General features: G+C 69.1%; 22 protein-coding genes and 1 pseudogene. 20 read left to right on the plus strand and 3 right to left on the minus strand.

Translation table 11 applies throughout. The features are described from left to right. Position 1: 1 nt before the first annotated feature. From pgsA to IEV93_RS20440, 9 genes and pseudogenes are all read left to right on the plus strand, one after another. Entirely contained in the window at positions 2 to 688 is a 687-nt protein-coding gene (pgsA, locus tag IEV93_RS20400) for a phosphatidylinositol phosphate synthase (protein ID WP_188492436.1), read from the plus strand. Next, positions 685 to 1,596: a phosphatidylinositol mannoside acyltransferase gene (locus tag IEV93_RS20405; protein WP_188492438.1), complete on the plus strand. Its 912-nt coding sequence runs from the start codon at positions 685 to 687 to the stop codon at positions 1,594 to 1,596. Before pgsA ends, IEV93_RS20405 begins: the two co-directional genes overlap by 4 nt. Then, complete coding sequence (locus tag IEV93_RS20410) at positions 1,593 to 2,717, plus strand: glycosyltransferase family 4 protein (RefSeq protein WP_188492440.1); 1,125 nt, start codon at positions 1,593 to 1,595, stop codon at positions 2,715 to 2,717. The genes IEV93_RS20405 and IEV93_RS20410 overlap by 4 nt, the downstream gene beginning before the upstream one ends. Positions 2,718 to 2,782: 65 nt before the next feature. Then, positions 2,783 to 3,271, plus strand: a pseudogene (locus IEV93_RS20415) (exopolyphosphatase); the annotation flags it as partial. 198 nt (positions 3,272 to 3,469) lie between these two features. Beyond that, positions 3,470 to 4,387 (plus strand): pyridoxal 5'-phosphate synthase lyase subunit PdxS, encoded by a 918-nt coding sequence (gene pdxS / locus IEV93_RS20420; RefSeq protein ID WP_188492444.1) that lies wholly within the window; start codon positions 3,470 to 3,472, stop codon positions 4,385 to 4,387. 75 nt (positions 4,388 to 4,462) lie between these two features. After that, complete coding sequence (locus tag IEV93_RS20425; RefSeq protein WP_188492446.1) at positions 4,463 to 5,245, plus strand: PP2C family protein-serine/threonine phosphatase; 783 nt, start codon at positions 4,463 to 4,465, stop codon at positions 5,243 to 5,245. 103 nt (positions 5,246 to 5,348) lie between these two features. Then, the gene (locus IEV93_RS20430) at positions 5,349 to 6,209 is read left to right on the plus strand and encodes an acyl-CoA thioesterase (RefSeq protein ID WP_188492449.1); all 861 of its coding nucleotides are present in this window, start codon (positions 5,349 to 5,351) and stop codon (positions 6,207 to 6,209) included. A 10-nt stretch (positions 6,210 to 6,219) separates the two neighbouring features. Continuing rightward, positions 6,220 to 6,822 carry a pyridoxal 5'-phosphate synthase glutaminase subunit PdxT gene (gene pdxT, locus IEV93_RS20435; RefSeq protein WP_188492451.1) on the plus strand — a complete coding sequence of 201 codons (603 nt, stop codon included), beginning with the start codon at positions 6,220 to 6,222 and terminating at the stop codon, positions 6,820 to 6,822. A 168-nt stretch (positions 6,823 to 6,990) separates the two neighbouring features. Next, on the plus strand, positions 6,991 to 7,746 hold the full coding sequence (locus tag IEV93_RS20440; protein ID WP_188492453.1) for a YebC/PmpR family DNA-binding transcriptional regulator: 756 nt from the start codon (positions 6,991 to 6,993) through the stop codon (positions 7,744 to 7,746). Positions 7,747 to 7,826: 80 nt separating this feature from the next. On the opposite strand, the gene IEV93_RS20445 is transcribed toward IEV93_RS20440, so the two are convergent. Next, positions 7,827 to 8,438 carry a nucleoside/nucleotide kinase family protein gene (locus tag IEV93_RS20445; protein ID WP_188492455.1) on the minus strand — a complete coding sequence of 204 codons (612 nt, stop codon included), beginning with the start codon at positions 8,436 to 8,438 and terminating at the stop codon, positions 7,827 to 7,829. 90 nt (positions 8,439 to 8,528) lie between these two features. Between IEV93_RS20445 and ruvC the strand changes: the two genes are divergently transcribed. From ruvC to IEV93_RS20490, 9 genes are all read left to right on the plus strand, one after another. Next, positions 8,529 to 9,110 carry a crossover junction endodeoxyribonuclease RuvC gene (gene ruvC, locus IEV93_RS20450; protein WP_188492457.1) on the plus strand — a complete coding sequence of 194 codons (582 nt, stop codon included), beginning with the start codon at positions 8,529 to 8,531 and terminating at the stop codon, positions 9,108 to 9,110. After that, the gene (ruvA, locus tag IEV93_RS20455) at positions 9,107 to 9,709 is read left to right on the plus strand and encodes a Holliday junction branch migration protein RuvA (RefSeq protein WP_188492459.1); all 603 of its coding nucleotides are present in this window, start codon (positions 9,107 to 9,109) and stop codon (positions 9,707 to 9,709) included. Before ruvC ends, ruvA begins: the two co-directional genes overlap by 4 nt. Next, a complete protein-coding gene (gene ruvB / locus IEV93_RS20460; RefSeq protein ID WP_188492461.1) occupies positions 9,706 to 10,818 on the plus strand; it encodes a Holliday junction branch migration DNA helicase RuvB in 1,113 nt (370 codons plus the stop codon). Before ruvA ends, ruvB begins: the two co-directional genes overlap by 4 nt. Positions 10,819 to 10,970: 152 nt before the next feature. After that, entirely contained in the window at positions 10,971 to 11,369 is a 399-nt protein-coding gene (gene yajC / locus IEV93_RS20465; protein ID WP_188492463.1) for a preprotein translocase subunit YajC, read from the plus strand. Between the two features lie 212 nt (positions 11,370 to 11,581). After that, positions 11,582 to 13,114 carry a protein translocase subunit SecD gene (gene secD / locus IEV93_RS20470; protein WP_188493261.1) on the plus strand — a complete coding sequence of 511 codons (1,533 nt, stop codon included), beginning with the start codon at positions 11,582 to 11,584 and terminating at the stop codon, positions 13,112 to 13,114. Continuing rightward, a complete protein-coding gene (gene secF, locus IEV93_RS20475) occupies positions 13,114 to 14,340 on the plus strand; it encodes a protein translocase subunit SecF (RefSeq protein WP_188492465.1) in 1,227 nt (408 codons plus the stop codon). Before secD ends, secF begins: the two co-directional genes overlap by 1 nt. 19 nt (positions 14,341 to 14,359) lie before the next feature. Continuing rightward, complete coding sequence (locus IEV93_RS20480; RefSeq protein ID WP_188492467.1) at positions 14,360 to 16,042, plus strand: ABC transporter substrate-binding protein; 1,683 nt, start codon at positions 14,360 to 14,362, stop codon at positions 16,040 to 16,042. 58 nt (positions 16,043 to 16,100) lie between these two features. Beyond that, a complete protein-coding gene (locus tag IEV93_RS20485; protein ID WP_188492469.1) occupies positions 16,101 to 16,664 on the plus strand; it encodes an adenine phosphoribosyltransferase in 564 nt (187 codons plus the stop codon). Positions 16,665 to 16,746: 82 nt separating this feature from the next. Continuing rightward, positions 16,747 to 19,113 (plus strand): RelA/SpoT family protein, encoded by a 2,367-nt coding sequence (locus IEV93_RS20490; RefSeq protein ID WP_188492471.1) that lies wholly within the window; start codon positions 16,747 to 16,749, stop codon positions 19,111 to 19,113. Between the two features lie 76 nt (positions 19,114 to 19,189). On the opposite strand, the gene IEV93_RS20495 is transcribed toward IEV93_RS20490, so the two are convergent. Continuing rightward, positions 19,190 to 20,212 carry a peptidylprolyl isomerase gene (locus tag IEV93_RS20495; protein WP_229705364.1) on the minus strand — a complete coding sequence of 341 codons (1,023 nt, stop codon included), beginning with the start codon at positions 20,210 to 20,212 and terminating at the stop codon, positions 19,190 to 19,192. 206 nt (positions 20,213 to 20,418) lie between these two features. Between IEV93_RS20495 and IEV93_RS20500 the strand changes: the two genes are divergently transcribed. Beyond that, positions 20,419 to 21,141, plus strand: coding sequence for an MBL fold metallo-hydrolase (locus tag IEV93_RS20500; RefSeq protein WP_188492473.1), 723 nt, complete (start codon positions 20,419 to 20,421; stop codon positions 21,139 to 21,141). Next, positions 21,138 to 22,406 (plus strand): histidine--tRNA ligase, encoded by a 1,269-nt coding sequence (gene hisS / locus IEV93_RS20505; RefSeq protein WP_188492476.1) that lies wholly within the window; start codon positions 21,138 to 21,140, stop codon positions 22,404 to 22,406. Before IEV93_RS20500 ends, hisS begins: the two co-directional genes overlap by 4 nt. Before the next feature lie 3 nt (positions 22,407 to 22,409). Here the strand turns inward: hisS and IEV93_RS20510 are convergent, their stop codons facing one another. After that, on the minus strand, positions 22,410 to 24,074 hold the full coding sequence (locus IEV93_RS20510; RefSeq protein ID WP_188492478.1) for a DUF885 domain-containing protein: 1,665 nt from the start codon (positions 24,072 to 24,074) through the stop codon (positions 22,410 to 22,412). Positions 24,075 to 24,109 lie beyond the last annotated feature (35 nt).

Raw genomic sequence — 24,109 nt, forward strand, 5'->3', positions numbered from 1 at the left:
CATGGCACGTTTTCTGAGCATCACCGGTCGGGCAGGGATGTCCAAGATCACCGTTCCCATCGCACGGAGCCTCCTCAAGATCGGGCTGACCCCGGACGCCATGACGATCATCGGCACCGTGGCGTCGGTCGCGGCCGCGGTCACCCTGTTCCCGATGGGCTATCTGCTGGCCGGTGCGCTGGTCATCTGGCTGTTCGTCATGTTCGACATGATCGACGGCGCCATGGCCCGCGCCCGGGGTGGCGGAACGCGTTTCGGCGCCGTGCTCGACGCCACCTGCGACCGCATCGCCGACGGGGCCATCTTCGCCGGACTCGGCTGGTGGGCGGTCGTGCACTCCGACCACAAGATCCTGTTCATCGGGCTGATGATCTGCCTGGTGACCTCGCAGGTGATCTCCTACGCCAAGGCCAGGGCCGAGGCGAGCGGGCTCGACGGCAACGGCGGACTCATCGAGCGGCCCGAGCGGCTCATCATCATCCTGGTCGGCGCCGGACTCAGCGAACTCGGCATGCCGTGGCTGGTCCACGTCGCGGTGTGGGCGCTCGCCGCGGGCAGCGTCGTCACCGTCGGCCAACGCATGCTGTCGATCTCCAACTCCCCGGGAGCCCGCGACCTGCTGCCGATCGAGACGAAGCCGGATCAGACCGCCACCGAGCAGACCAGCGAATCCGAGCCGCCCAGGTGAGTCTCGGCGGACGGGTGGCCGATTGGGGCTACGGCGCAGGGTGGTCGATGGTGCGTCGCCTCCCGGAACGGACCGCACGTCGCGCGTTCGACACCGTCGGGGCGCGCGTCGGGTCACGCGGCGGCCCGGACCAACTGCGACGCAACCTCTCCCGAGTGTTGGGTGTCGCGCCCGACGAGGTCCCGACCGATCTGATGCGCGACGCCATGCGGTCCTACGCCCGCTACTGGTGCGAGGCGTTCCGACTGCCCGCCATGGACTTCGCGACCGCGGCGTCGCGGGTGTACGTGGCACCGCCCGACCTCGCGAACTTCGAGACCGCCTACGCCAAGGGCAAAGGCGTGGTGTTCGCGCTGCCGCACAGCGGCAACTGGGACATGGCCGGAGTGTGGCTGGTCCAACAGACCGGACAGTTCGCGACGGTGGCCGAGCGACTCGAGCCCGAGTCGCTGTTCCGCAAGTTCGTCGCCTTCCGCGAGAGCCTGGGGTTCGAGATCTTCCCGCTCTCCGGCGGCGAACGCCCACCGTATGAGCAACTGGCGCAACGGCTCCGCGACGGCGGTGTGGTCTGCCTGCTCGGCGAACGAGACCTCGCCAAACACGGTGTCCCGGTGGAGTTCTTCGGCGAGCCGACGCGCATGCCCGCAGGCGCGGCCAAACTGGCCATCGACACCGGCGCCGCCCTGATGCCGGTCCACCACTTCTTCACCGACGGCCCGAACTCGCAGATCCTGTGCGACCCGCCGATCGACGTCTCGGTCGGTGTCGGGCCGGCCACCCAGGCCGTCGCCGACGCCTTCGCCCGCAACATCGCCGCGCACCCCCAGGACTGGCACATGCTCCAGCCGTTGTGGGAGGCGGACTGGTCCGACGAACGACGTGCCCGTCTCGGGGGTACCGGCCGATGAGGATCGGGATGATCTGCCCCTACTCGTTCGACACCCCGGGCGGGGTCCAGGCGCACGTCGTCGAACTCGCCCAGGTGTTCATCGAACGCGGGCACACGGTGAGCGTCCTCGCGCCCGCGAGCGACGACACGACGCTGCCGGACTACGTCGTGTCGGTGGGCCCGGCGTTGGCCGTCCCCTACAACGGGTCGATCTCCCGGGTGAACTTCGGACCCAAGGCCTACGCCCGTACCCGGGAGTGGTTGCGCGACGGGGAGTTCGATGTCCTGCACGTACACGAACCGAACGCCCCGAGCATCTCGATGCTGTCGTTGATGGTGGCCCAGGGGCCCATCGTGGCCACCTTCCACACGTCGACGACGAAATCATGGTGGCTGAGCACCTTCCAGGGCATCCTGCGGCCGTACCACGAACGGATCGTCGGCAAGATCGCCGTCTCCGAGCTCGCCCGCCGCTGGCAGATGGAGTCGCTGGGGTCGGACGCGGTCGAGATCCCCAACGGCATCCACGTGTCCGCCTTCGCCGAGGCGACCCCGCTCGAGGGGTTCCCACGCGACGGGCGGACGGTGCTGTTCCTCGGCCGATACGACGAGCCCCGCAAGGGCATCGACGTGTTGATGCGCGCACTACCTGCGATCGTCGCGCGGTTCCCCGACATCACCGTCCTCGTCGTCGGCGGCGGCAACGAGTGGGCGCTGCGACGACGCGCGGGCACGCTCGCCGATCACCTGGTCATCCTCGGTCAGGTCGACGACGCGATGAAGGCGCGCGCGCTGGCGTCGGCCGACGTGTACTGCGCGCCCAACCTCGGTGGCGAGAGCTTCGGGATCGTGCTGGTGGAGGCCATGGCCGCGGGGGCTGCCATCGTCGCCAGCGAACTCGACGCATTTCGTCGTGTCCTCGACGACGGCCGGTCGGGACGTCTGGTCACCACCGGCAACGGGCAGGCTCTCGCGGCGGGCGTCATCGACCTCCTCTCCGACGACGCCGCCCGCTCCGAGCTCACCGCCCGGGCGTTCGAACGCGCCCAGCGCTTCGACTGGTCGCGCATCGCCGACCAGATCCTGCAGGTCTACGAGACCGTCACCGTGGGCGCGGACCCGGTGTTCGTGAGCGACTGACCTCGTACACCGACTTCTGCGCGACCTGATCGAAGAACCGACGAGACCGGCCAAGGGAAGAGAAGATGACTGTTTCGGCCTTGACGATCCTCATCATCGGCATCGTCGTCCTGGTGGCGGTGATCGTCCTCGGATGGATGTACAAGACCGCGAACCGACTCGACCGACTGCACGTCCGCGTCGACCTGGCCTGGCAGTCCCTCGACGCCGCGCTGGCGCGTCGCGCCGTGGTGGCCCGGACGATCGGTTCCGGACTCGGCGCCGACGGGCGAGAACTGATCAGCGCGGCCGACCGTGCCGAACGGGCCGACCGGACCGCCCGGGAGTCCGCGGAGAACCAGGTGTCGTCACATCTCGCGCAGGTCGACACCTCCACGTTGCGCGCACAGGTGGTCGCCGAGCTCGCCGACGCCGACGCCCGGGTGATGATCTCGCGACGCTTCTACAACGACGCGGTGCGTGACACCCTCGCGCTGCGCGGCCGTCGCCCGGTGCGGTGGCTGCAGCTCGGCGGGACCGCGGAGATGCCGCGATACCTGGAGATCGTCGAACGCGTTGTGATCTGAGTCATCCCGGGGAGAACCCGCGTTGGGAGACCTCATCGAACGACGCGGCCCTGCGCAGGTCAGCCGTTGCCGGGGGCCTAGAATCGAGGCGACACCCGGTGTTGTCCGGCCACGCAGCGGTCGAACATCGGAGAACACGGCAAGTAGATCGTCGCGCCTGTGGGCGTGCGTCAGGAGAACATGACAATGAGCAACAGCCTCGAGAACGAGACCTCCCAGCCGACCGGTCCGGGCACAGCCCGGGTCAAGCGTGGCATGGCGGAGATGCTCAAGGGTGGCGTGATCATGGACGTGGTCACCGCCGAACAGGCCAAGATCGCCGAGGACGCGGGTGCGGTCGCGGTGATGGCGCTCGAGCGGGTCCCCGCCGACATCCGCGCCGAGGGCGGCGTGTCGCGGATGAGCGATCCCGACATGATCGACTCGATCATCGCGTCCGTCTCGATCCCGGTCATGGCGAAAGCTCGCATCGGCCACTTCGTCGAGGCGCAGATCATCCAGAGCCTGGGCGTCGACTACATCGACGAGTCCGAAGTCCTCACCCCCGCCGACTACAGCCACCACATCGACAAGTGGAAGTTCACCGTGCCGTTCGTGTGCGGAGCCACCAACCTGGGCGAGGCGCTGCGGCGTATCTCCGAGGGGGCGGCGATGATCCGCTCCAAGGGTGAGGCCGGCACCGGCGACGTCTCCAACGCCACCACCCACATGCGGACCATCGGCGGGGAGATCCGTCGACTCACGTCGCTCTCGCCCGACGAGCTCTACGTCGCGGCCAAGGAACTGCAGGCGCCGTACGACCTCGTCGTCGAGGTGGCTCGACTCGGCCGCCTGCCCGTCACCCTGTTCACCGCAGGCGGCATCGCCACCCCGGCCGACGCGGCGATGATGATGCAGCTCGGAGCGGACGGCGTGTTCGTCGGCTCGGGCATCTTCAAGTCCGGCAACCCGGCCGAGCGCGCCGTCGCGATCGTGCAGGCCACCACCTTCCACGACGACCCCGACGTGCTGGCCAAGGTGTCGCGCGGTCTCGGCGAGGCCATGGTCGGCATCAACGTCGAACAGCTCCCGGTGGATCACCGCCTGTCCGAGCGCGGCTGGTAACGGCGACATGGGGCGGGGGCCTGTGAACGTGCGTGTGATCTCGACGGTCGTCTCCGATCGGACGGGGAAGCGGCGATGACCGGCGAACCGTCGGCGACGGTGCGCAACGCGTCGACCTCGGGGACACACGATTTCGTCGGCCGACAGATCGCTTGGGCCGCGGTCAGCGATCGGGGCCTGGTACGTGAGGCCAACGAGGACGCCGCCCTGGTGACGAACCTGTCGTATCTGCTCGCCGACGGCATGGGCGGGCACGACGCGGGCGAGATCGCCAGCGAGGCAGCGCTGCACGCCCTCGGTGCGGTGCATCCCACCGACCGGTCGAGCACAAGAGCGGCGGTGCTCGACGCCCTCGTCACCGCCCGCCGCGACATCGAGGACATCGATTCCAGCCACGGCCGTCGTGCCGGCACCACGGTGAGCGGCGCGCTGCTGGTGACCTTCGACGACCAACCCCACTGGTTGGTCCTCAACATCGGCGACTCGCGCACCTACCGCTGGTCGGAGTCGGAGATCGAACAGGTCACCACCGACCACTCGCAGGTCCAGGAGCTGATCGACGCCGGCCACCTGACCCCCGAGGCGGCCCGTGTCGACCCGCGGCGCAACGTGATCACCCGCGCGCTGGGCGCCGGGATGGACGCCGACGCCGACTTCTTCACCTTCCCGGTCGTCTCCGGCGACGTGGTCCTGGTGTGCTCGGACGGCCTCACCGGCGAGCTCCCGGACGCCGAGATCGCGCAGATCATCGCCGACACCACGCCGGACGCGGGCGCGATCGCGGCCGAGCTCGTCTCGGCGGCGTTGTCGCTGGGCGCGCGGGACAACGTGACCGTCGTCGTCGCCGTCGTGCACTGAGATCGGGTATGGCGGACATCACCGCATCCGTCGGGTGACACACTGGGCCGTTGAAAAGCCACGTGACCATCCGCGTGCGCGTGCATGAGGAGGAGTCACACCCATGGCGACCATCGAGGAGATCCTGCAACTCGAGACGATCGATGCGGACATCTATCGCGGCGGCGCACACGCGAGTCAGCTGCAGCGCACGTTCGGCGGACAGGTCGCGGGACAGGCGCTCGTGTCGGCGACCCACACCGTCGACCCGTCCTACCGGGTCCATTCGTTGCACGGATACTTCCTCCGCCCGGGCAACCCCGATCAGCCGACGATCTTCCTGGTCGACCGTGTCCGCGACGGACGGTCGTTCTGCACGCGACGCGTCACCGGCATGCAGGGCGGTGAGGCCATCTTCTCGATGTCGGCGTCGTTCGGCATCCCGTCGGACGGGCTGGTGCACCAGGACGAGATGCCGCCCGCTCCGGACCCGGAGAGCATCGCCGATCCGTTCCTCGCCCGGACCGAGGCCCAGAAGTCGGTGTTCCGGGAGTGGGAGAACTTCGACATCCGGATCGTGCCGCACGAGCAGATGGTCCGCTACGAGCGGTTCGCCGCGCAGCAGCGTGTGTGGTTCCGCTACCGGCACCGCCTGCCCGACGACCAGGTCTTCCACGTCTGCACCCTCGCCTACATGAGCGACATGACGTTGCTCGGTTCGGCGAAGGTCGCCCACCCCGACGCCAACCCGCAGAGCGCCTCGCTCGATCACGCGATGTGGTTCCTCCGGCCGTTCCGCGCCGACGAGTGGTTGCTCTACGACCAGACCTCACCCTCGGCGGCCGACGGACGCGCCCTGACCCAGGGCCGCATCTTCGACGCCGACGGCCGCATGGTGGCGGCGGTGACCCAGGAGGGTCTCGCGCGCGTCGGGCGCGAGATGCCCGTCGACCAGCACGCCAAGCGCGATCAGGACACGAAATGACCGACGCACGGTGACACCGACCGTCGGCGTGCTCGCCCTGCAGGGCGACGTGCGCGAACACATCGCTGCCCTCGACGAGGTGGGTGCGCGTGGGGTCCTGGTCCGTCGCCCCGCCGAACTCGCTGCGGTCGACGGCATCGTCATCCCCGGCGGCGAGTCCACCACGATGAGCCGACTCCTCGAACTGCTCGAACTCCTCGACCCCCTGCGCGCACAGTTGGCGCAGGGACTGCCCGCCTACGGATCCTGTGCGGGGATGATCCTGCTCGCGTCGACCGTCCTCGACACCCGTCCCGATGCCCATCACCTCGATGCCCTCGACATCACGGTGCGGCGCAACGCATTCGGGCGTCAGGTGCAGTCGTTCGAGACCGATCTGGAGCTGTCCGGGATCGCGGGCGGGCCGATGCGGGCGGTCTTCATCCGCGCGCCGTGGGTGGAGGAGACCGGCGAGGGGGTCGAGATCCTGGCGCGGGTACCGAACGGCCCGGCCGCCGGACGCGTGGTCGCGGTGCGCCAGGGACAGGTGCTGGCCACCTCGTTCCATCCCGAGGTGACCGGCGACCGGCGCGTCCACCGTCACTTCGTGGAGATGATCACCCGGTCGGCGTGACGGGAGTGAATGCGTGGTGGCGCAGGGGTGTCCGGGTAGGATCGCTTCGGCACCGACGCCCCTGCGCGCCCCGATGACGACGGGCGCGGTGTGGTCGCGGCGATGCGAGACGACGCGAAGAAACCCCGACACGCCGCGGCGTGATCGGGTGAGAAAGGGGCACCTGCGATGAGCGGCCATTCCAAGTGGGCCACCACCAAGCACAAGAAGGCGGTGGTGGACGCCAAGCGCAGCAAGATGTTCGCGAAGCTGGTGAAGAACATCGAGGTCGCGGCGCGGACCGGCGGCGGCGACCCCGTCGGCAACCCGACCCTGTTCGACGCGATCCAGAAGGCCAAGAAGTCCTCGGTGCCCAACGAGAACATCGAGCGGGCCCGCAAACGGGGCGGCGGCGAAGAGGCCGGCGGCGCCGACTGGCAGAACATCACCTACGAGGGCTACGGGCCCAACGGCGTCGCGCTGCTCATCGAGTGCCTCACCGACAACCGCAACCGCGCCGCCGGCGAGGTCCGCACCGCGATGACCCGCAACGGCGGCAACATGGCCGATCCCGGATCGGTCGCCTACCTGTTCACCCGCAAGGGCGTGGTGACGTTGGAGAAGTCGGATCAGTCCGAGGACGACGTGCTCGACGCGGTCCTCGAGGCCGGCGCCGAGGAGATCACCGACCTCGGCGACTCCTTCGAGATCATCAGCGAGCCGACCGATCTCGTCGCGGTCCGCTCCGCCCTGCAGAGCTCCGGCATCGACTACGACTCGGCCGAGGCCAGCTTCCGCGCATCGGTGGAGGTGCCGGTGGACGCCGACGGCGCCCGCAAGGTGTTCAAGCTGATCGACGCACTCGAGGACTCCGACGACGTGCAGAACGTCTACAGCAATGTCGACATCAGCGACGATGTACTCGCGGAACTCGACGAGGACTGACGAACCGCTCGCGCGAACGTGACGTGTCGATTCCCGCGACTCGATGTCACTGCAGAGCTCGACGAGGACTGAGGGCGCGCCTACCCGGCTGTCCTGATCGCCGGCCGATCCGCGTGCTCGTAGCGCACCGTCACATCGGACTCGGCGGCAGTTCGAGCATGGTCGACGACGGCGTCCACGGTCCACGCGGCGTCGGTCGGGGTGGTCCGTCGTAACGCGGCCTCGCTCATCGTCAGTGTGACGGTCGGGGAGAGGTCCAACCCACGCCCCGACAGCATCGGGCCCGCCACGATCACGACCTGATCGGGTGCTGCCGAGACCGGTCGGTCGCGCGGGGAGCGATCGGTGCGCTCGTCCCAGAGTCGGGGGAGCCACACGCCGGTGTCCCGGAGCGCGGTGACCACCTCCCGGTCGAGGGCGTCGTAGTCGAACCACGCCGTCCGGTAGCTCTCGGTGTCGGTGCGGCCGAACTCCATCCGCACCGAGGCGGGTCGGATGTAGTCGACGACGCGTACGACCGCGGCCGGTCGTCCGGAGGCCCGCAACGCCGCCGCCACGTCGTCGGCGAGCCGGTCGGGATGCGCCGCGTCCGCACCCTCTATCCCCCCGACGACCCGGCCGGGGCGCTCGGCGAACACCGCGACACACGCCTCCACGAGTCCGGCAGGGGTGGTCGGTCGGTACGTAGGCATCGGTGCCGATTCTCCCGTGTTGCTGCCGGGCCGCTGTCACGGACCCCGCTAGACTCTCGAACAACTGTTCGCTTCTCCCCGGAGGTACGAGTGCGCGTCATGGGTGTCGACCCCGGTCTGACCAGGTGCGGTATCGCACTGGTCGAGTCCGGATCCGGACGGTCGGTGACCGCACTCGACGTCGACGTGGTGCGGACGCCCGCAGACATGGACCTCGCCGAGCGGCTCCTCGCGATCCACACCGCGGCCGTGCACTGGCTCGACACCCACCTCCCCGACGTCGTCGCCGTGGAGCGGGTGTTCGCGCAGAACCAGGTGAGCACCGCGATGGGCACCGCCCAGGCCGCGGGCGTCATCGCGCTCGCGGCCGCACAGCGGGGCGTACCCGTCCGATTCCACACCCCCAGTGAGGTGAAGGCCGCCGTGACCGGCAGTGGACGTGCAGACAAGGCCCAGGTCACCACCATGATCACCCGCATCTTGGGGATGCAGGAGAAGCCCAAACCCGCAGACGCCGCCGATGCACTGGCCTTGGCGATCTGTCACTGCTGGCGCGGTCCCGCCGCCGAACGCCTCGCGCAGGCCGAGGCGCGCGCCGCCGCGATCACCGCGTCGCGACTCGCCGCGGCGAAGGCCGCGGGCACGCCCGTCCGGGCACGGGTGCGCCGATGATCGCGTCGCTGCGAGGCCCGGTGTTGCACATCGCGCTCGACCACCTGGTCATCGAGTGTGCCGGCGTGGGCTACCGCGTCCTGGCGACGCCGTCGACGCTGGCCGCTGTCAACCGCGACTCGGAGACGACGCTGCTCACGACGATGATCGTCCGCGAGGACTCGATGACCCTCTACGGGTTCACCGAGCCCGACGCGCGGGAGTTGTTCGCGCTGCTGCAGACGGTGACGGGCGTGGGCCCGCGCCTGGCGATGGCGACCCTGGCCGTTCTCGAACCCGACTCGCTACGGATGGCGTTGGCCGACTCCGACATCAAGGCCCTGTGCACGGTTCCGGGAATCGGTAAACGTGTCGCCGAGCGGCTCGCGGTCGAGTTGCGCGACAAGGTCGACCGCCCGCACGCGGGACCGCGTGCGCACGAGGGCGCCGGCGCACCGATGGGCGTCGGTGACCAGGTCGTCGAGGCCCTCACCGGACTCGGGTTCGGGCTGCCCGCGGCCGAACGGGCGGTGGCGAGTGTGCTCGCCGACGAACCGGACGCGGATTCGGCGAGGGCGCTGCGGGCGAGTCTCGCCCTGCTCGGGAAGGGCACGCGATGACCGACGGCGCTGATCAGTACCCCGGTACCGATGCATTCGACGAGCCCGACGACCGCGACGTGAGTCCGTTCTCGGTGACCGGTGACGGTGACTTCGACACCAACCTGCGGCCGCGGAGCCTGGGTGACTTCATCGGCCAGCCCCGGGTGTGCGAGCAACTCGAACTCGTCCTGGCCGGGGCCCGCGGTCGTGGCGGCACGCCCGACCACATTCTGCTGTCCGGTCCGCCCGGACTCGGCAAGACCTCGCTGGCGATGATCATCGCCGGTGAGATGGGGGCGGCGATCCGCGTGACGTCGGGCCCTGCGCTCGAGCGGGCCGGCGACCTCGCGGCGATGCTCTCCAACCTCGTCGAGGGCGATGTGCTGTTCATCGACGAGATCCACCGGATCGCCCGCCCGGCCGAGGAGATGCTGTACCTCGCCATGGAGGACTACCGCGTCGACGTCGTCGTCGGCAAGGGGCCGGGTGCGACATCGATCCCACTGGACGTGGCCCCGTTCACCCTGGTCGGGGCGACCACGCGCTCGGGCTCGCTCACCGGTCCGCTCCGCGACCGTTTCGGGTTCACCGCCCACATGGAGTTCTACGAGGCGTCGGAACTGCTGCAGGTCATCACCCGTTCAGCCGGGATCCTGGGCATCTCGATGAACCACGATGCCGGCGCCGAGATCGCCGGTCGGTCGCGGGGGACACCCCGCATCGCCAACCGACTGCTGCGCCGCGTCCGCGACTACGCCGAGGTCCGCGGCGACGGCGTGGTCACCCTCGACGTCGCCCGGGCCGCGTTGCGCGTCTACGACGTCGACGAACTCGGCTTCGACCGCCTCGATCGTGCGGTGCTCAACGCCCTGGTCCGGGGTTTCGGCGGGGGACCGGTCGGCGTGTCGACGATCGCCGTGGCGGTCGGTGAGGAACCGGCCACCGTCGAGGAGGTGTGCGAACCGTTCCTGGTCCGGGCCGGGATGATCGCGCGCACGCCGCGCGGCCGGATCGCGACCGCCGCGGCGTGGCACCACCTCGACCTGACCCCGCCCGCAGGCGCCCTCAACGCGTCGTTCGGGGTCCGCGTGCGCGACGACGACACCCTGTTCGGCCCCGACCTCTAGACGCGATCGTGCGAGGTCACCCGGCGGATTCTGGACGTGCCGCGAGAAGGTGGCACACTGGTACCTCAGCGTGACCCATGTCGCGTTCTTTCGATGCACCACCCGAGACGACCGCATTTCCCAGACAACCCTGACGAGGACTGAACGACACCATGGAATTCCTGTTCCCGATCCTGCTGATCTTCCTGGTCGGCTTCATGTTCCTGTCCGTTCGGCGCCAGAAGAAGGCCGCCACCGCCGCGCAGGAGATGCAGGATTCCCTGCAGCCGGGCGCGCGGGTCCAGACCACCTCGGGCACCTACGCGACCGTGGTCGGACTCGCCGACGGCGTCGTCGACCTGGAACTGGCCCCCGGCGTGGTCTCCCGCTGGAACCGGTTGGCCGTCCGTGAGGTCGTGCACGCCGACGACCTCGCCGCGTCGTTCCCCGGTGCATCCACCGATCACTTCGACGCCGACGACGAGCTCGAGGCGCACGACGATTTCGCACCGGCCGATCACGACGCCGACGACACCGTGACCCTCGACAAGAGGGCCGACAGCGACAAGTGACGCAGTGGCCGCGACCATCGGTGTCGCGGCCATCGCCACGTCCGACAGGGCTACGTACCCGGTTCGCGAGACCGGGCACGTAGCCTGTCGTGCGGGCCGACGACTCTTCATCCGTCGTCGGTGAGTGGATCCAGCCCGGGTCGGCACTTCAGTTCATACGAGGAGACGTAAGCAGCGTGGCATCGTCCAATCGCGAGATCCCGCCCGTGCGGATGTTGACCATCTTCTTCCTGTTGATGGCCATCGTGTTCGGGCTGGTGTTCTTCACCGGCGGCGGCAAACCGGAACCGAAGCTCGGCATCGACCTGCAGGGCGGCACCCGGGTGACGCTCACCGCGCGCACCCCGGACGGGAGCGCGCCGGCCAAGGACCAGCTCGACAAGGCCAAGCAGATCATCGAGCAGCGTGTCAACGGGCTCGGCGTCGGCGGGTCCGAGGTCATCACCGACGGTAACAACCTCGTGATCACCGTTCCGGGTACCGACGGACGGCAGGCCCGCTCGCTCGGTCAGACCGCGCGTCTCTACGTCCGCCCGGTCGAGACCGTGCAGCCGGCCACGCCGCAGCAACCGACCACCCCGCCCGCGGATCAGACCGCGGCCCAGGCGATCGCCGCGGCGAAAGCTGTGCGTCAGGCCCCGGCCGGTGACGCCGCGACGAATCAGGCGGCGGTCGCGAAACTGACCCCGCAGCTGGCCAAGACCGACTGCAGCGCCGGTGCCACCGACCCGCTGCAGGGCAACGACGACCCCTCCCAGTACCTCGTGTCGTGCAGCCAGGACGGTACCCAGGTCTACCTGCTCGGCCCGCAGATCATCGACGGCCGCGACATCGCCGACGCGAGCGCCACCACCAGCTCGCAGGGTGGTGCGTGGATCGTCAACGTCGAGTTCCGCAACCGGGCCAAGGACTTCTGGCCGCAGTACACCGGCGCCAACATCGGCAAGCAGACCGCGTTCACCCTCGACTCCCGTGTCGTCAGCGCCCCCCAGATCCAGGGCGCCATCAACACCCCGAGCACCGAGATCAGCGGAAACTTCAACCAGTCCGGTGCCAAGGACCTCGCGAACGTGCTCAAGTACGGGTCGCTGCCACTGTCGTTCAGCTCGTCTGATGCCGAGACCGTCTCCGCCACACTGGGACTGGCCTCGCTGCGAGCCGGACTGATCGCCGGCGCGATCGGACTCATCGCCGTCCTCGCCTACGCGCTGCTGTACTACCGCATGCTCGGCTTCCTCACGATGCTGTCGCTGATCGTGGCCGGGATGATGGTCTACGGGATCATGGTGCTGCTCGGCCGCTACATCGGCTTCACCCTCGACCTGTCCGGCATCGCCGGTCTGATCATCGGTATCGGCATGACCGCCGACTCGTTCGTCGTCTACTTCGAACGAATAAAGGACGAGATGCGCGAGGGCCGAAGTTTCCGGTCCGCGGTGCCCAGGGGCTGGGTGCGGGCGCGGAGAACGATCTGGTCGGGCAACGCGGTCAGTTTCATCGCTGCCGCTGCGATCTACTTCCTGGCCATCGGTGAGGTCCGCGGCTTCGCGTTCACCCTCGGCCTGACCACCATCCTCGACATCGTCGTGGTGTTCCTCGTGACCCATCCTCTGGTGGCGCTCGCGAGCCGGTCGTCGTTCCTGTCCAAGCCCTCGGTCAACGGCCTCGGTGCCGTCACCGACGTGGCCAAGGAACGCCGTCAGGCGGCCGCCGACGCGGCCTCGTTGCAGAAGGAGACCGTCTGATGGCCAGAGAGACCTCAGGGCGCGACGACTCGGGTCGCGAGGACACCGGGCGCACCGTCCGCGACGAGACCCCTGTCTTCGATCAGACCACCGAGGACCGTAACCGCGCCGTCGCGCAGAAGCACTCGCTGCTGTCGCGCCTCTACACCGGGACCGGTGCCTTCGAGATCGTCGGCAAACGGAAGATGTGGTACCTCGTCAGCGCGGTGATCATCGCGATCTGCCTTATCAGCATCGCCGTCCGCGGCTTCACCCTCGGCATCGACTTCGAGGGCGGCACCCAGATCTCGTTCAAGTCCACCAGCCAGACCTCGGTCTCGGCGGTGGAGGACACGTTCTCCGAGGCCATGGGCGACGACCCGCAGACGGTGCAGACCGCCGGGTCGGGATCGTCGAAGACCGTCCAGATCCGCACCGAGACACTCAACCAGGCCGAGACGGAGAAGATCACCGCGGCACTGGCGCAGCGATTCGGTCCGGAGCTCACCCCCAACGACATCAATTCCTCCGACGTCAGCTCCACGTGGGGCGGCGAGATCACCGAGAAGGCGCTCCTCGCGTTGGCCGTGTTCCTGGTGATCGTCCTGATCTACATCGCGGTGCGCTTCGACAAGGAGATGTCGGTCGCGGCGATGGCGTCGCTGATCTTCGACATCGTCTGTACCGCGGGTGTGTACTCGCTGGTCGGTTTCGAGGTCACCCCGGCCACGGTCATCGGACTGCTCACGATCCTGGGCTTCTCGCTCTACGACACCGTCGTCGTCTTCGACAAGGTCGAGGAGAACGTCCGTGCCGTGTTGCACACGACCCGAAGAACCTACGGCGAGCAGGCCAACCTCGCCATCAACCAGACGCTGATGCGGTCGATCAACACGACCATCATCTCGGTGTTGCCGATCATCGCCCTGATGATCATCGCGGTCTGGTTGCTCGGTGTGGGCACACTCAAGGACCTCGGGCTGATCCAGCTCGTCGGTGTCGTGGTCGGTGCGTACTCGTCGATCTTCTTCGCGACGCCGCTGCTGGTCACGCTCAAGGAGCGTCGCTCCGACATCAAGAAGCACACGGCGAAGGTGCTGGCCCGCCGCTCCGGGTCTGACGTCGAACCGGTCCCGGCCGGCGTCGGCGCGGGCTCGGGAACGCGTCGCTCGGCCGCGGTGGACACCACCAAGCGATCCACCGCCGACGACGTGCGTCCGTCCGGCAAACGCCGCCGCAGCAACTGACCCGCGCCGCACGGTGGGCATGGTGACCCCGATCCGACTCGCACGACGTCCCGTCGTCGTCGCGATCCTCGTCATCGCGGGCCTGATCGCCACCCTGACCGCGTGCTCGGGGGCGAAGGAACCCGACGGGATCGACTACGTCACCGACGCCACCCTGAGCACCTACAACCCCGCGACCGTGGCGGGCTCGTCCGGCGGCGCCCTGATGGCGTTCACCCGGACCCTCGGCGGGTTCAGCTATCTCGGCCCGGACGGGCGCGTCGTACCCGATACCGACGTCGGCACAGCCACCGTGGTGCCGGGCGACACCGACCGACTCGTGGTGCGCTACGAGTTCAACCCCGCCGCGACCTTCTCCGACGGCTCGGCGCTCGACTGCGACGACCTCGTGCTGACGTGGGCGGCGAACAGCGGGCGGTTCCCCGGGTTCGCGCCGGCCACGACCGCCGGCTATCGCGACATCGACACCGTGGACTGCGCCGACGGGCAGCGCTCGGCGACGGTGACCTTCGCCGCGGATCGCCCCTATCGCGACTGGGCCGCCCTGTTCGGCATGGGCACGTTGATGCCCGCGCACGTCGCCGCCCGTGCGGCCGGGGTCGGCTCGGTCATCGCGCCCATCCGCGCCCGGTCGAGTGGCCCGCTCGGTGCGATCGCCCGATTCTGGAACACCGGATGGGACCTCAAGGCGGGCTCGGTCGACGAGAAAGTGTTCCCCTCGGTGGGGCCCTATCGGTTGACGTCGGTGAACAGCGACGGAGCGGTGCGTCTCGAGGCGAACCCGCGGTGGTGGGGCGAGGCGCCCCAGGAGGATTCCATCACGGTCTGGCCGCGTGGTTCGGCCGGAGCGTCGGTGTTGACCGACGACGACGCCGAGGTCGTCGACGTGGCCACCGGTACCTACGAGACCACCGAGGGCGCGTCCGGGCCGACGGCGCAACCGACCGTGGGTCGCCCACCCACGCAACAGGATCCGGGACCCGCGGTCGACCAACTCGTGTTCGCGACCACCGGGGTGTTCGCGGATCCGGCCACCCGGCGGGCCGTGGCGGCCTGCGTGCCCCGCGACCGGCTCGCCGCCGACTTCGGGTACGGCGCGGACCCGTGGAACCTGCATCTGATCGGACCGGGCGATGTCGCGGCCGCGGAACTCAACACGCAGTACGGTTCCGACTTCGCCCGCGTCGACATCCCCCGGGCCCGCGGTGCCCTCGGCCGGGAGATCACGGTGCGCATCGGCTTCGTCGAACCCGACGCCCGCCGCGGCGCGATGATCGCCGCCATCGCCGAGTCGTGTTCGGCGGCAGGAGTGCGGGTGCAGGCGGTCCCGCAGGCCCGACCCACGTTCGACCGGGGCACCGATGCGCTCATCCTGACCACCGGATCGTCGACCGCGGCGTCGGGTGCCCTGGACCCGACGCGCGACAGCTACGCCTTCGTCGCCGGCGACCCCGCCGACATCGACCGGTTCGTCGATCCACAGGTGTCGGCGGCGATCAGCCGCCTCGCGGTCAGCGACGACGAGGAGCTGCGGCTCAACCTCGTTCGGTCGGTCGAGAACGCCCTGTGGACCAAGCTGCCCGCGCTCCCGCTGTTCGCCACCCCGCGCACCCGGGGTGGCAGCGCCGCGATGACGGCCGTGGTGCCGGGCGTCGCGCGCAGCGGTACCGGCTGGAACATGGACCGGTGGAGCCGCAACTGATGCGCCCGTACCCCGACACCCGACCGATTCCCCCACCCACCGCATCACCGGAGGCCTGATGACCGACACCCAGATCACCGACGCCGCCGACCGGGCCCGGGCGGCCATCGCCCGACACACCCGCCTCGTCCCGGACTTCCCGAGTCCGGGCATCGCGTTCAAGGACCTCACCCCGGTCCTCGCCGACGCCGAGGGCCTGTCCGCGGTGACGACTGCGCTCGCCCAGGCCGGCGGTGACATCGACCTCGTCGCGGGCATCGACGCGCGCGGGTTCCTGCTCGGCGGCGCGATCGCCCTGCAACTCGGCGTCGGGGTGCTGGCCATCCGCAAGGCCGGCAAACTGCCGCCGCCGGTGCGCAGCGCCGACTACGACCTCGAATACGGCACCGCCAGCCTCGAGGTGCCCGCGGACGGAGTCGATCTGCACGGCCGGCGGGTGCTGGTCGTCGACGACGTGCTCGCCACCGGCGGAACACTCAACGCAGCCATCGGGTTGCTGGAGGCGGCGGGTGCGGTGGTGCCCACCGCCGTGGTGGTCATGGAGATCGACGGACTGCCGGGGCGCGACGCGGTCGAGTCCGCGCACCGCGACCTCGTCCTGACCAGTCTCGCGGCTGGGTGAGGACTACGATCGCGAGGAAGTCCGACAGTCCGGTCCGGCCCGACCGACGAGCAGTTCACGACCCCGTGGCGAGGAGGTGCGCATGACCGAGCCCCCGACGGTCCGCGAATCGAACGAGTCGTCGCCGACCGAGGCGTCCGGCGAGAACGGGACCGCCGAGTCGTCCGGCCTGCGATCGACGGTCGCGTCGTCGTCCTCGACCTCGCGCCGGGTACGGGCCCGCCTGGCCCGGCGGATGACCGCCACCCGCAACCCGATCCGGCCGGTTCTCGAGCCGCTCGTCGCCCTGCACCGCGACCTCTACCCCAAGGCCGACGTGGTGGTGCTCCAGCGCGCCTACGACGTCGCCGACCAGTACCACGAGGGTCAGTTCCGCAAGTCCGGTGACCCCTACATCACCCACCCGCTGGCCGTCGCGTCGATCCTCGCCGATCTCGGCATGGACACCACGACGCTGACCGCGGCCCTGCTGCACGACACCGTCGAGGACACCGGATACAGCCTCGACGCCCTGGCCGCCGACTTCGGCGACGAGGTGGCCCATCTCGTCGACGGTGTCACCAAGCTCGACAAGGTCGCGTTGGGCAACGCGGCCGAGGCCGAGACCATCCGCAAGATGATCATCGCGATGGCCCGCGATCCCCGTGTGCTGGTGATCAAGGTCGCCGACCGGCTGCACAACATGCGGACGATGCGCTTCCTGCCGCCGGAGAAGCAGGCCCGCAAGGCCCGCGAGACACTGGAAGTGATTGCGCCGCTGGCCCATCGGTTGGGTATGGCCACGGTCAAGTGGGAGCTCGAGGACCTGTCGTTCGCGATCCTGCACCCCAAGCGCTACGAGGAGATCGTGCGCCTGGTGGCCGATCGGGCGCCGTCGCGCGACACCTATCTCGCCAAGGTGCGCACCGAGATCACCAAGGCGCTCGACGGGTCCCGGATCGACGCCACCGTCGAGGGTCGTCCCAAGCACTACTGGTCGATCTATCAGAAGATGATCGTCAAGGGCCGCGAGTTCGACGACATCCACGATCTGGTCGGCATGCGGATCCTGTGTGAGCAGATCCGCGACTGCTACGCCGCGGTCGGCGTCGTGCACTCGCTGTGGCAGCCCATGGCCGGCCGGTTCAAGGACTACATCGCCCAGCCGCGTTTCGGCGTCTACCAGTCACTCCACACCACCGTCATCGGACCCGAGGGCAAGCCGCTCGAGGTGCAGATCCGCACCCGTGACATGCACCGCACCGCCGAGTTCGGGATCGCCGCGCACTGGCGATACAAGGAGACGCGGGGTCGCAACGGCGGCAAGACCGACGACGCCAACGAGATCGACGACATGGCCTGGATGCGACAGCTGCTCGACTGGCAGCGGGAGGCCGCCGACCCGGGGGAGTTCCTCGAGTCGCTGCGCTACGACCTCGCGGTCAAGGAGATCTTCGCGTTCACCCCCAAGGGCGACGTCATCACGCTGCCTGCGGGTTCCACGCCCGTGGACTTCGCCTACGCCGTGCACACCGAGGTCGGACACCGGTGCATCGGTGCCCGGGTCAACGGTCGACTGGTCGCCCTCGAACGCACGTTGGAGAACGGCGAGGTGGTCGAGGTGTTCACCTCCAAGGCCCCCAACGCCGGGCCGTCACGCGACTGGGCGACGTTCGTGGTGTCACCGCGGGCCAAGACCAAGATCCGTCAGTGGTTCGCCAAGGAGCGTCGCGAGGAGGCGCTGGAGAACGGCAAGGACGCGATCACCAAGGAGGTCCGCCGAGGCGGACTACCGTTGCAGCGCTTGATGAGTGCCGAATCCATGGGTTCCATCGCCACCGAGCTGCGTTACGCCGACGTGTCCGCGCTCTACACCGCGATCGGTGAGGGACACGTCTCCGCCCGCCACGTCGTGGGCCGGTTGGTCGCCGCACTGGGCGGACTGGAGGACGCCGAAGAGGAACTGGCCGAACGGTCGACGCCGTCGACGATGCCGACCCGTCCCCGTCAGACCGGTGACGCCGGTGTCGTGATCCCGGGGGCCGACGGGGTGCTGGCCAAGTTGGCGAAGTGCTGCACACCGGTGCCCGGGGACGAGATCCTCGGGTTCGTCACCCGCGGCGGCGGCATCAGCGTGCACCGCACCGACTGCACCAATGCCGATGCGCTACAGGAACAGTCCGAACGCATCATCGAGGTCAAGTGGGCCCCGTCGCCGTCGTCGGTGTTCCTCGTGGCCATCCAGGTCGAGGCCCTCGACCGTTCCCGGCTGCTCTCGGATGTGACGCGGGTGCTGGCCGACGAACGGGTGAACATCCTCTCGGCGTCGGTGACGACGAGCCGGGACCGGGTGGCCATCAGCAAGTTCACCTTCGAGATGGGCGACCCCAAGCATCTCGGTCACGTACTGAACGTGGTGCGCAACGTCGAGGGCGTCTACGACGTCTATCGGGTCACGTCGGCGTCCTGACCGGACCCGGGGAAATTCGGGAGAGACCGGCCACCGGCCCGACCGCACCGGATCGGTGCGGCCGGGCCGATCGGCGTCAGCTGACGGTGGCCGTCTTGATCTCGACGGGCAGTTTCGGCGCCCCGTCACCCGGGGTGGGTGCGTAGGTCACGGCGCCGGTGTTCGGGTCCTGGCTCGGACGGACGCCGGGGTCGATACCGCCCTTGTAGACGGTGTCGAGCACTTTGAGGCTGTTCTCGTCGACCTTGCCCACGACGCTGTAGTTCGGCGGGAGCTCACTGTCGTTGATCACCAGGAACATCTGCGCCGAACCGGTGTTCGTGCCGCTGGCCTGCCCACCCTGTCCGGGCTGGTAGCTGTTGGCGATGGCGACCGTCCCCCGCGGATAGATCGCCGAGTTGGGCAGTCCCATCGCGGCGAGCTGCTGACTCTGCGGGATCACCTTGAGGTCGGTGGGGAACTCGTCGGGGCTGCTCCATCCCGGAGCGCCCGCACCGGTCCCGGTGGGATCACCGCACTGCAGGACCGCGATCTTGCCCGTTCCGCCCTCGGTCATGCGGTGACACGTGGTGTTGTCGTAGTACTTCTGCCTGATCAGCGTGGCCACCGCGGCCACGTTGCAGGGGGCCGAGGACCGGTCGAGGGTCATGGTGATCGGGCCCTGGCTGGTGGTGAACTCGGCGGTGAGTTCGCCCTTCTTCAGTTCACGGTCGGCGGGGATCTCCGCGGTGCGCTGCTTGGACTTGCCCGCGGTGAAGTTGTCGACGAACTCCTTGGCCAGCACCTGCTGGGCGGGGGGAAGGTTCGGCGGGACCTGCGGCGCCTGGGCGAACGGGTTCGCGTCCGCGGGGGTCGGCGTGTACGCGCAGGCGGTGTAGCGGGCCTTCTCGCGGTCGTCGAGCACCTTGTTGACCACCAGGGTGGTCACCGCCGCGGCGACGACCAACACCACGATCACCGACGACGACACGATGATGATCTTGCGCTTGCGCGCGGCGGCCTGTTGCGTCTCCAGACGCTGTTCGAGCTTGCGTTTCGCGTCCTGGCGCCGCTGCTCGTTCGTGGGCTGGTCGTTGCTGGGTTGCTCGTTGCTGGGCAAGCCGCGATCCCTCCATCGACAGATGCGGAACGCATCGCGCATTCCGATCGTCGAACTCGTAGATGAGGCGCCGGTGGCACCACTGCCGGTGAAAGTGTGCCAGGACACCCTGTGAACATCCTCAGTGGGCACCGGCGGGTCGCCCCGGACGGCACCGCCACGAATGTTTGCGATGATGTACCCCGACCAACCCGAAGGAGCGCTCGATGCTGATCACCGGTTTCGCCGCCGGCATGTTCGCGACCAACTGCTACGTGGTCGCCGAGCAGCCGGGCTCCGAAGCCGTCATCATCGATCCCGGACAGGATTCGGCCGCCCAGGTGCGGTCGATCCTCGCCGAGCACTCGCTGACGCCGGTTGCGGTTCTGCTGACCCACGGTCATCTCGATCACACCTGGGACGCCGCGGATCTGTGTGACGAGTACTCGATCCCGGTCTACATCCATCCCGAGGACCGCCCGATGCTCGCCGATCCCGCCTCCGGGATCGGGCCCGCCCTGGGATCGGTCATCGGCGGCATGGTGTTCCGCGAACCGGAGAAGGTCGTCGACTTCGTCGACGGCGAGGACGTCGAACTCGGCGGCATCGGCTTCGACGTGACCGCGGCTCCCGGACACTCACGCGGATCGGTCCTGCTGACCATCGACGTCGCCACCGAGGACGCGACACTGCCGGTGTGCTTCTCCGGCGACGTGTTGTTCGCCGGCTCGATCGGACGGACCGACCTGCCCGGTGGCGACCACGAACAACTCCTGACCAGCATCGCCACCACGCTGCTGCGACGTACCGACGACACCCAGGTGCTGCCCGGCCACGGTCCGCAGACGACGGTCGGACAGGAGCGGGCCACGAACCCGTTCCTCGTCGGACTCCCCGGGGTCTCCGACGCCGCGGCCTCCTCACCCACGAAAGGACGTCACGGACTGTGACTGCGCAATTCCAGGCGCCCCGAGGGATTCCCGACTACATCCCGCCGTCGTCGTCGCGATTCGTCGCCGTCCGAGACGAACTGACACGTGCGGCGCGACTGGCCGGTTACGCGCACATCGAGCTGCCGATCTTCGAGGACACCGCGCTGTTCGCGCGTGGGGTCGGGGAGTCGACCGACGTCGTCTCGAAGGAGATGTACACCTTCGCCGACCGCGGTGACCGCTCGGTCACCCTGCGGCCCGAGGGGACCGCAGGCGTCATGCGCGCGGTCTTGCAGCACGGACTCGATCGCGGCGCGCTGCCGGTGAAGCTGAGCTACGCGGGCCCGTTCTTCCGGTACGAGAAGCCGCAGACCGGTCGTTACCGGCAGCTCCAGCAGGTCGGTGTCGAGGCCATCGGTGTCGACGACCCCGCACTCGACGCGGAGGTCATCGCCATCGCCGACGAGGGATTCCGTCGGTGCGGACTGACCGGCTACCGCCTGGAGATCACCACCCTGGGCGACGACACCTGCCGCCCGGCCTACCGGGAGGCTCTGCAGGCGTTCCTGTTCGGTCTCGACCTCGACGACGAGACCCGGCGACGCGCCGAGATCAACCCGCTGCGCGTCCTCGACGACAAACGACCGGAGATCAAGGCCGCCACCGCCGACGCGCCGCTGATGATCGACTTCCTGTCGGACTCGGTCCGCGAGAACTTCGAGTCCGTCCGCGGACACCTCGACCGACTGGGCGTCGCCTACGAGGTCAACCCGCGCCTGGTCCGTGGGCTCGACTATTACACCAAGACCACGTTCGAGTTCGTCCACGACGGACTCGGTGCCCAGTCCGGCATCGGTGGCGGTGGTCGCTACGACGGGCTGATGAGTCAGCTCGGCGGCAAACAGGAACTGTCCGGCATCGGTTTCGGACTAGGCGTCGACCGCACCGTCCTCGCGCTCGAGGCCGAGGAGGTCGCCGATCTCGGGGCGGCCCGCTGCCAGGTCTACGGGGTGCCGATGGGTGCCGCGGCCCTCGACCGTCTGGTGGTCCTCGCCGGCGAACTGCGCGCGCAGGGTGTCAGCACCGACCTCGCCTACGGCGGTAGGGGACTCAAGGGCGCCATGAAGGGCGCCGACCGGTCCGGGGCTCGGTTCGCCCTGGTCCTCGGTGACCGCGAGCTCGATGCCGGTCAGATCGAGGTCAAAGATCTGGCCGACGGGTCGCAACGCACGGTCGCGCTCGACGCGGTCGTCGCCGACGTCGCGGCCGCCCTGCACGGGTAGCGCTCACGTCCTCGAGATCAGCTCCCCGCGCAACACGTCGAGGCTGACGCCGCCCAGGCGCAGCGCCCGGGAGTGGAAGTCCTTGAGGTCGTTGCCCGGGTGGGTACGCAGGAACTCCGCGCGCGCCTGCTCCCAGACCCGTTGTCCGAGCGCGTACGACGGCGCCTGCCCGGGCCATCCGAGGTAGCGGTTGAGCTCGAAGCGCAGCACCGACCGGTCCATCGCGACCGCGTCACACAGGAACGTCCAGGCCTTGTCCGCATCCCAGGTCCCGCCACCGACGGAGTCGGGGGCGCGCAGACCGCAGTGCACGCCGATGTCGACGACGACGCGCGCGGCCCGGAGTCGTTGTGAGTCCAGCATTCCCATCCGGTCACCGATGTCGTCGAGCCAACCGAGTTCGGACATCAGCCGCTCGGCGTAGAGCGCCCAGCCCTCGCCGTGACCGGAGGTGAACGACGCGAGTTTGCGCCACCGGTTCAGTTCCGGACTGGTCATCGCCTGCCCGAGCTGCAGGTGATGTCCGGGCACGCCCTCGTGGAAGACCGTGGTGGTCTCCTGCCAGGTGTGGAAGACCGTCTGCTCCGGCGGCACCGACCACCACATGCGGCCGGGACGGCTCAGGTCCTCGCTGGGCATCGTGTAGTAGATGGTCCCGGTCGCCGAGGGTGCGAGCCGGCACTCGATGCTGGTCAGGGCGGCGGGGATGTCGAAGTGGGTGCCTGCGAGTCCGGTCGTCGCCCGGTCGGACAGCTCCTGCATCCAGGCGACGAAGGCGTCCCGGTCGGTCATCTGGTAGCGGGGGTCGGCGTCGAGAGCGGCCAGCGCACCGGCCACGCCCGCTCCCGGCGCGATCTGTTCGGCCAGGGTCGTCTGCTCAGCCACGATCGACTCGAGGTGGTCGAGGCCCCACGAATAGGCCTCGTCCGGGTCGATGTCGGTACCGACGAACTCCGCCGAGTGCAGTCGGTAGCGGTCGCGTCCCACCCCGTCGGCCTCGGTCGCCGACGGCAGCACCTCGTCGGTGAGCACGGCGCGCAGTCGGTCGAATGCGGCGCCCGCACGGCTGTGGCCGGCGGCGAAGTCACTCGAATACGTCGAGTCGGTGTCGAGGGCGCGGTCGATGTTGCTCAGCAGCGCGTCCGCTGCGTCCGCTGCCTGGGCGGCCACCAGCTCGACCTGGCGGCGCGCGGGTGCCGGCCCGGCGGTGATCCGGTGCCGCAGGCCCTCGATGATCGAGTCCACGCTCTCGGGGACGGCACGGACCCGGGCGAGCATCGTCGAACGATCCTCGTCGGTGTCGGTGGGCATGAGATCGAACACATCCCGGATCGCCTGCAGCGGGGACTCGATCACGTTGACCTCGCCGGTCCGGAGACCGGCCTCGTCCACGGCGAGTCCGCGACCGAGCTGGTCGGTCATCGTCGCCACGGTGACGCGGTCGACGTCGTCGGTAGGGGTGGCGGAGGCCAACGCGCGCAGGGTGTCCCGGGTCAGAGCGGCGCGGTCGTCGATGGCGCCGGGGGAGTAGTCGGTCAGCGCGTGGTCGTTGCCGCTCACCCCGGTCAGCGTCGAGAACACCGGATCGGCGACACACGCCCGGGTGAGGAAGTCGTCGGCGATCGCGTCGATGGCGGTGGGGGTACGCGCGGGGTCAGGACCGGTCATGGATCCATGCAATCAGATGGTCATGCCGGATGCAT

Source organism: Williamsia phyllosphaerae, from assembly GCF_014635305.1.
Lineage (GTDB): Bacteria > Actinomycetota > Actinomycetes > Mycobacteriales > Mycobacteriaceae > Williamsia_A > Williamsia_A phyllosphaerae.

Bases quoted from the DNA above. Each gene is read 5' to 3' on its own strand.
- pgsA (WP_188492436.1), top strand. From the start codon at position 2: ATGGCACGTTTTCTGAGCATCACCGGTCGGGCAGGGATGTCCAAGATC.
- IEV93_RS20410 (WP_188492440.1), top strand. From the start codon at position 1,593: ATGAGGATCGGGATGATCTGCCCCTACTCGTTCGACACCCCGGGCGGG.
- pdxS (WP_188492444.1), top strand. From the start codon at position 3,470: ATGAGCAACAGCCTCGAGAACGAGACCTCCCAGCCGACCGGTCCGGGC.
- IEV93_RS20425 (WP_188492446.1), top strand. From the start codon at position 4,463: ATGACCGGCGAACCGTCGGCGACGGTGCGCAACGCGTCGACCTCGGGG.
- IEV93_RS20430 (WP_188492449.1), top strand. From the start codon at position 5,349: ATGGCGACCATCGAGGAGATCCTGCAACTCGAGACGATCGATGCGGAC.
- IEV93_RS20440 (WP_188492453.1), top strand. From the start codon at position 6,991: ATGAGCGGCCATTCCAAGTGGGCCACCACCAAGCACAAGAAGGCGGTG.
- IEV93_RS20445 (WP_188492455.1), bottom strand. From the start codon at position 8,438: ATGCCTACGTACCGACCGACCACCCCTGCCGGACTCGTGGAGGCGTGT.
- ruvA (WP_188492459.1), top strand. From the start codon at position 9,107: ATGATCGCGTCGCTGCGAGGCCCGGTGTTGCACATCGCGCTCGACCAC.
- ruvB (WP_188492461.1), top strand. From the start codon at position 9,706: ATGACCGACGGCGCTGATCAGTACCCCGGTACCGATGCATTCGACGAG.
- yajC (WP_188492463.1), top strand. From the start codon at position 10,971: ATGGAATTCCTGTTCCCGATCCTGCTGATCTTCCTGGTCGGCTTCATG.
- secD (WP_188493261.1), top strand. From the start codon at position 11,582: ATGTTGACCATCTTCTTCCTGTTGATGGCCATCGTGTTCGGGCTGGTG.
- secF (WP_188492465.1), top strand. From the start codon at position 13,114: ATGGCCAGAGAGACCTCAGGGCGCGACGACTCGGGTCGCGAGGACACC.
- IEV93_RS20480 (WP_188492467.1), top strand. From the start codon at position 14,360: ATGGTGACCCCGATCCGACTCGCACGACGTCCCGTCGTCGTCGCGATC.
- IEV93_RS20485 (WP_188492469.1), top strand. From the start codon at position 16,101: ATGACCGACACCCAGATCACCGACGCCGCCGACCGGGCCCGGGCGGCC.
- IEV93_RS20490 (WP_188492471.1), top strand. From the start codon at position 16,747: ATGACCGAGCCCCCGACGGTCCGCGAATCGAACGAGTCGTCGCCGACC.
- IEV93_RS20500 (WP_188492473.1), top strand. From the start codon at position 20,419: ATGCTGATCACCGGTTTCGCCGCCGGCATGTTCGCGACCAACTGCTAC.
- IEV93_RS20510 (WP_188492478.1), bottom strand. From the start codon at position 24,074: ATGACCGGTCCTGACCCCGCGCGTACCCCCACCGCCATCGACGCGATC.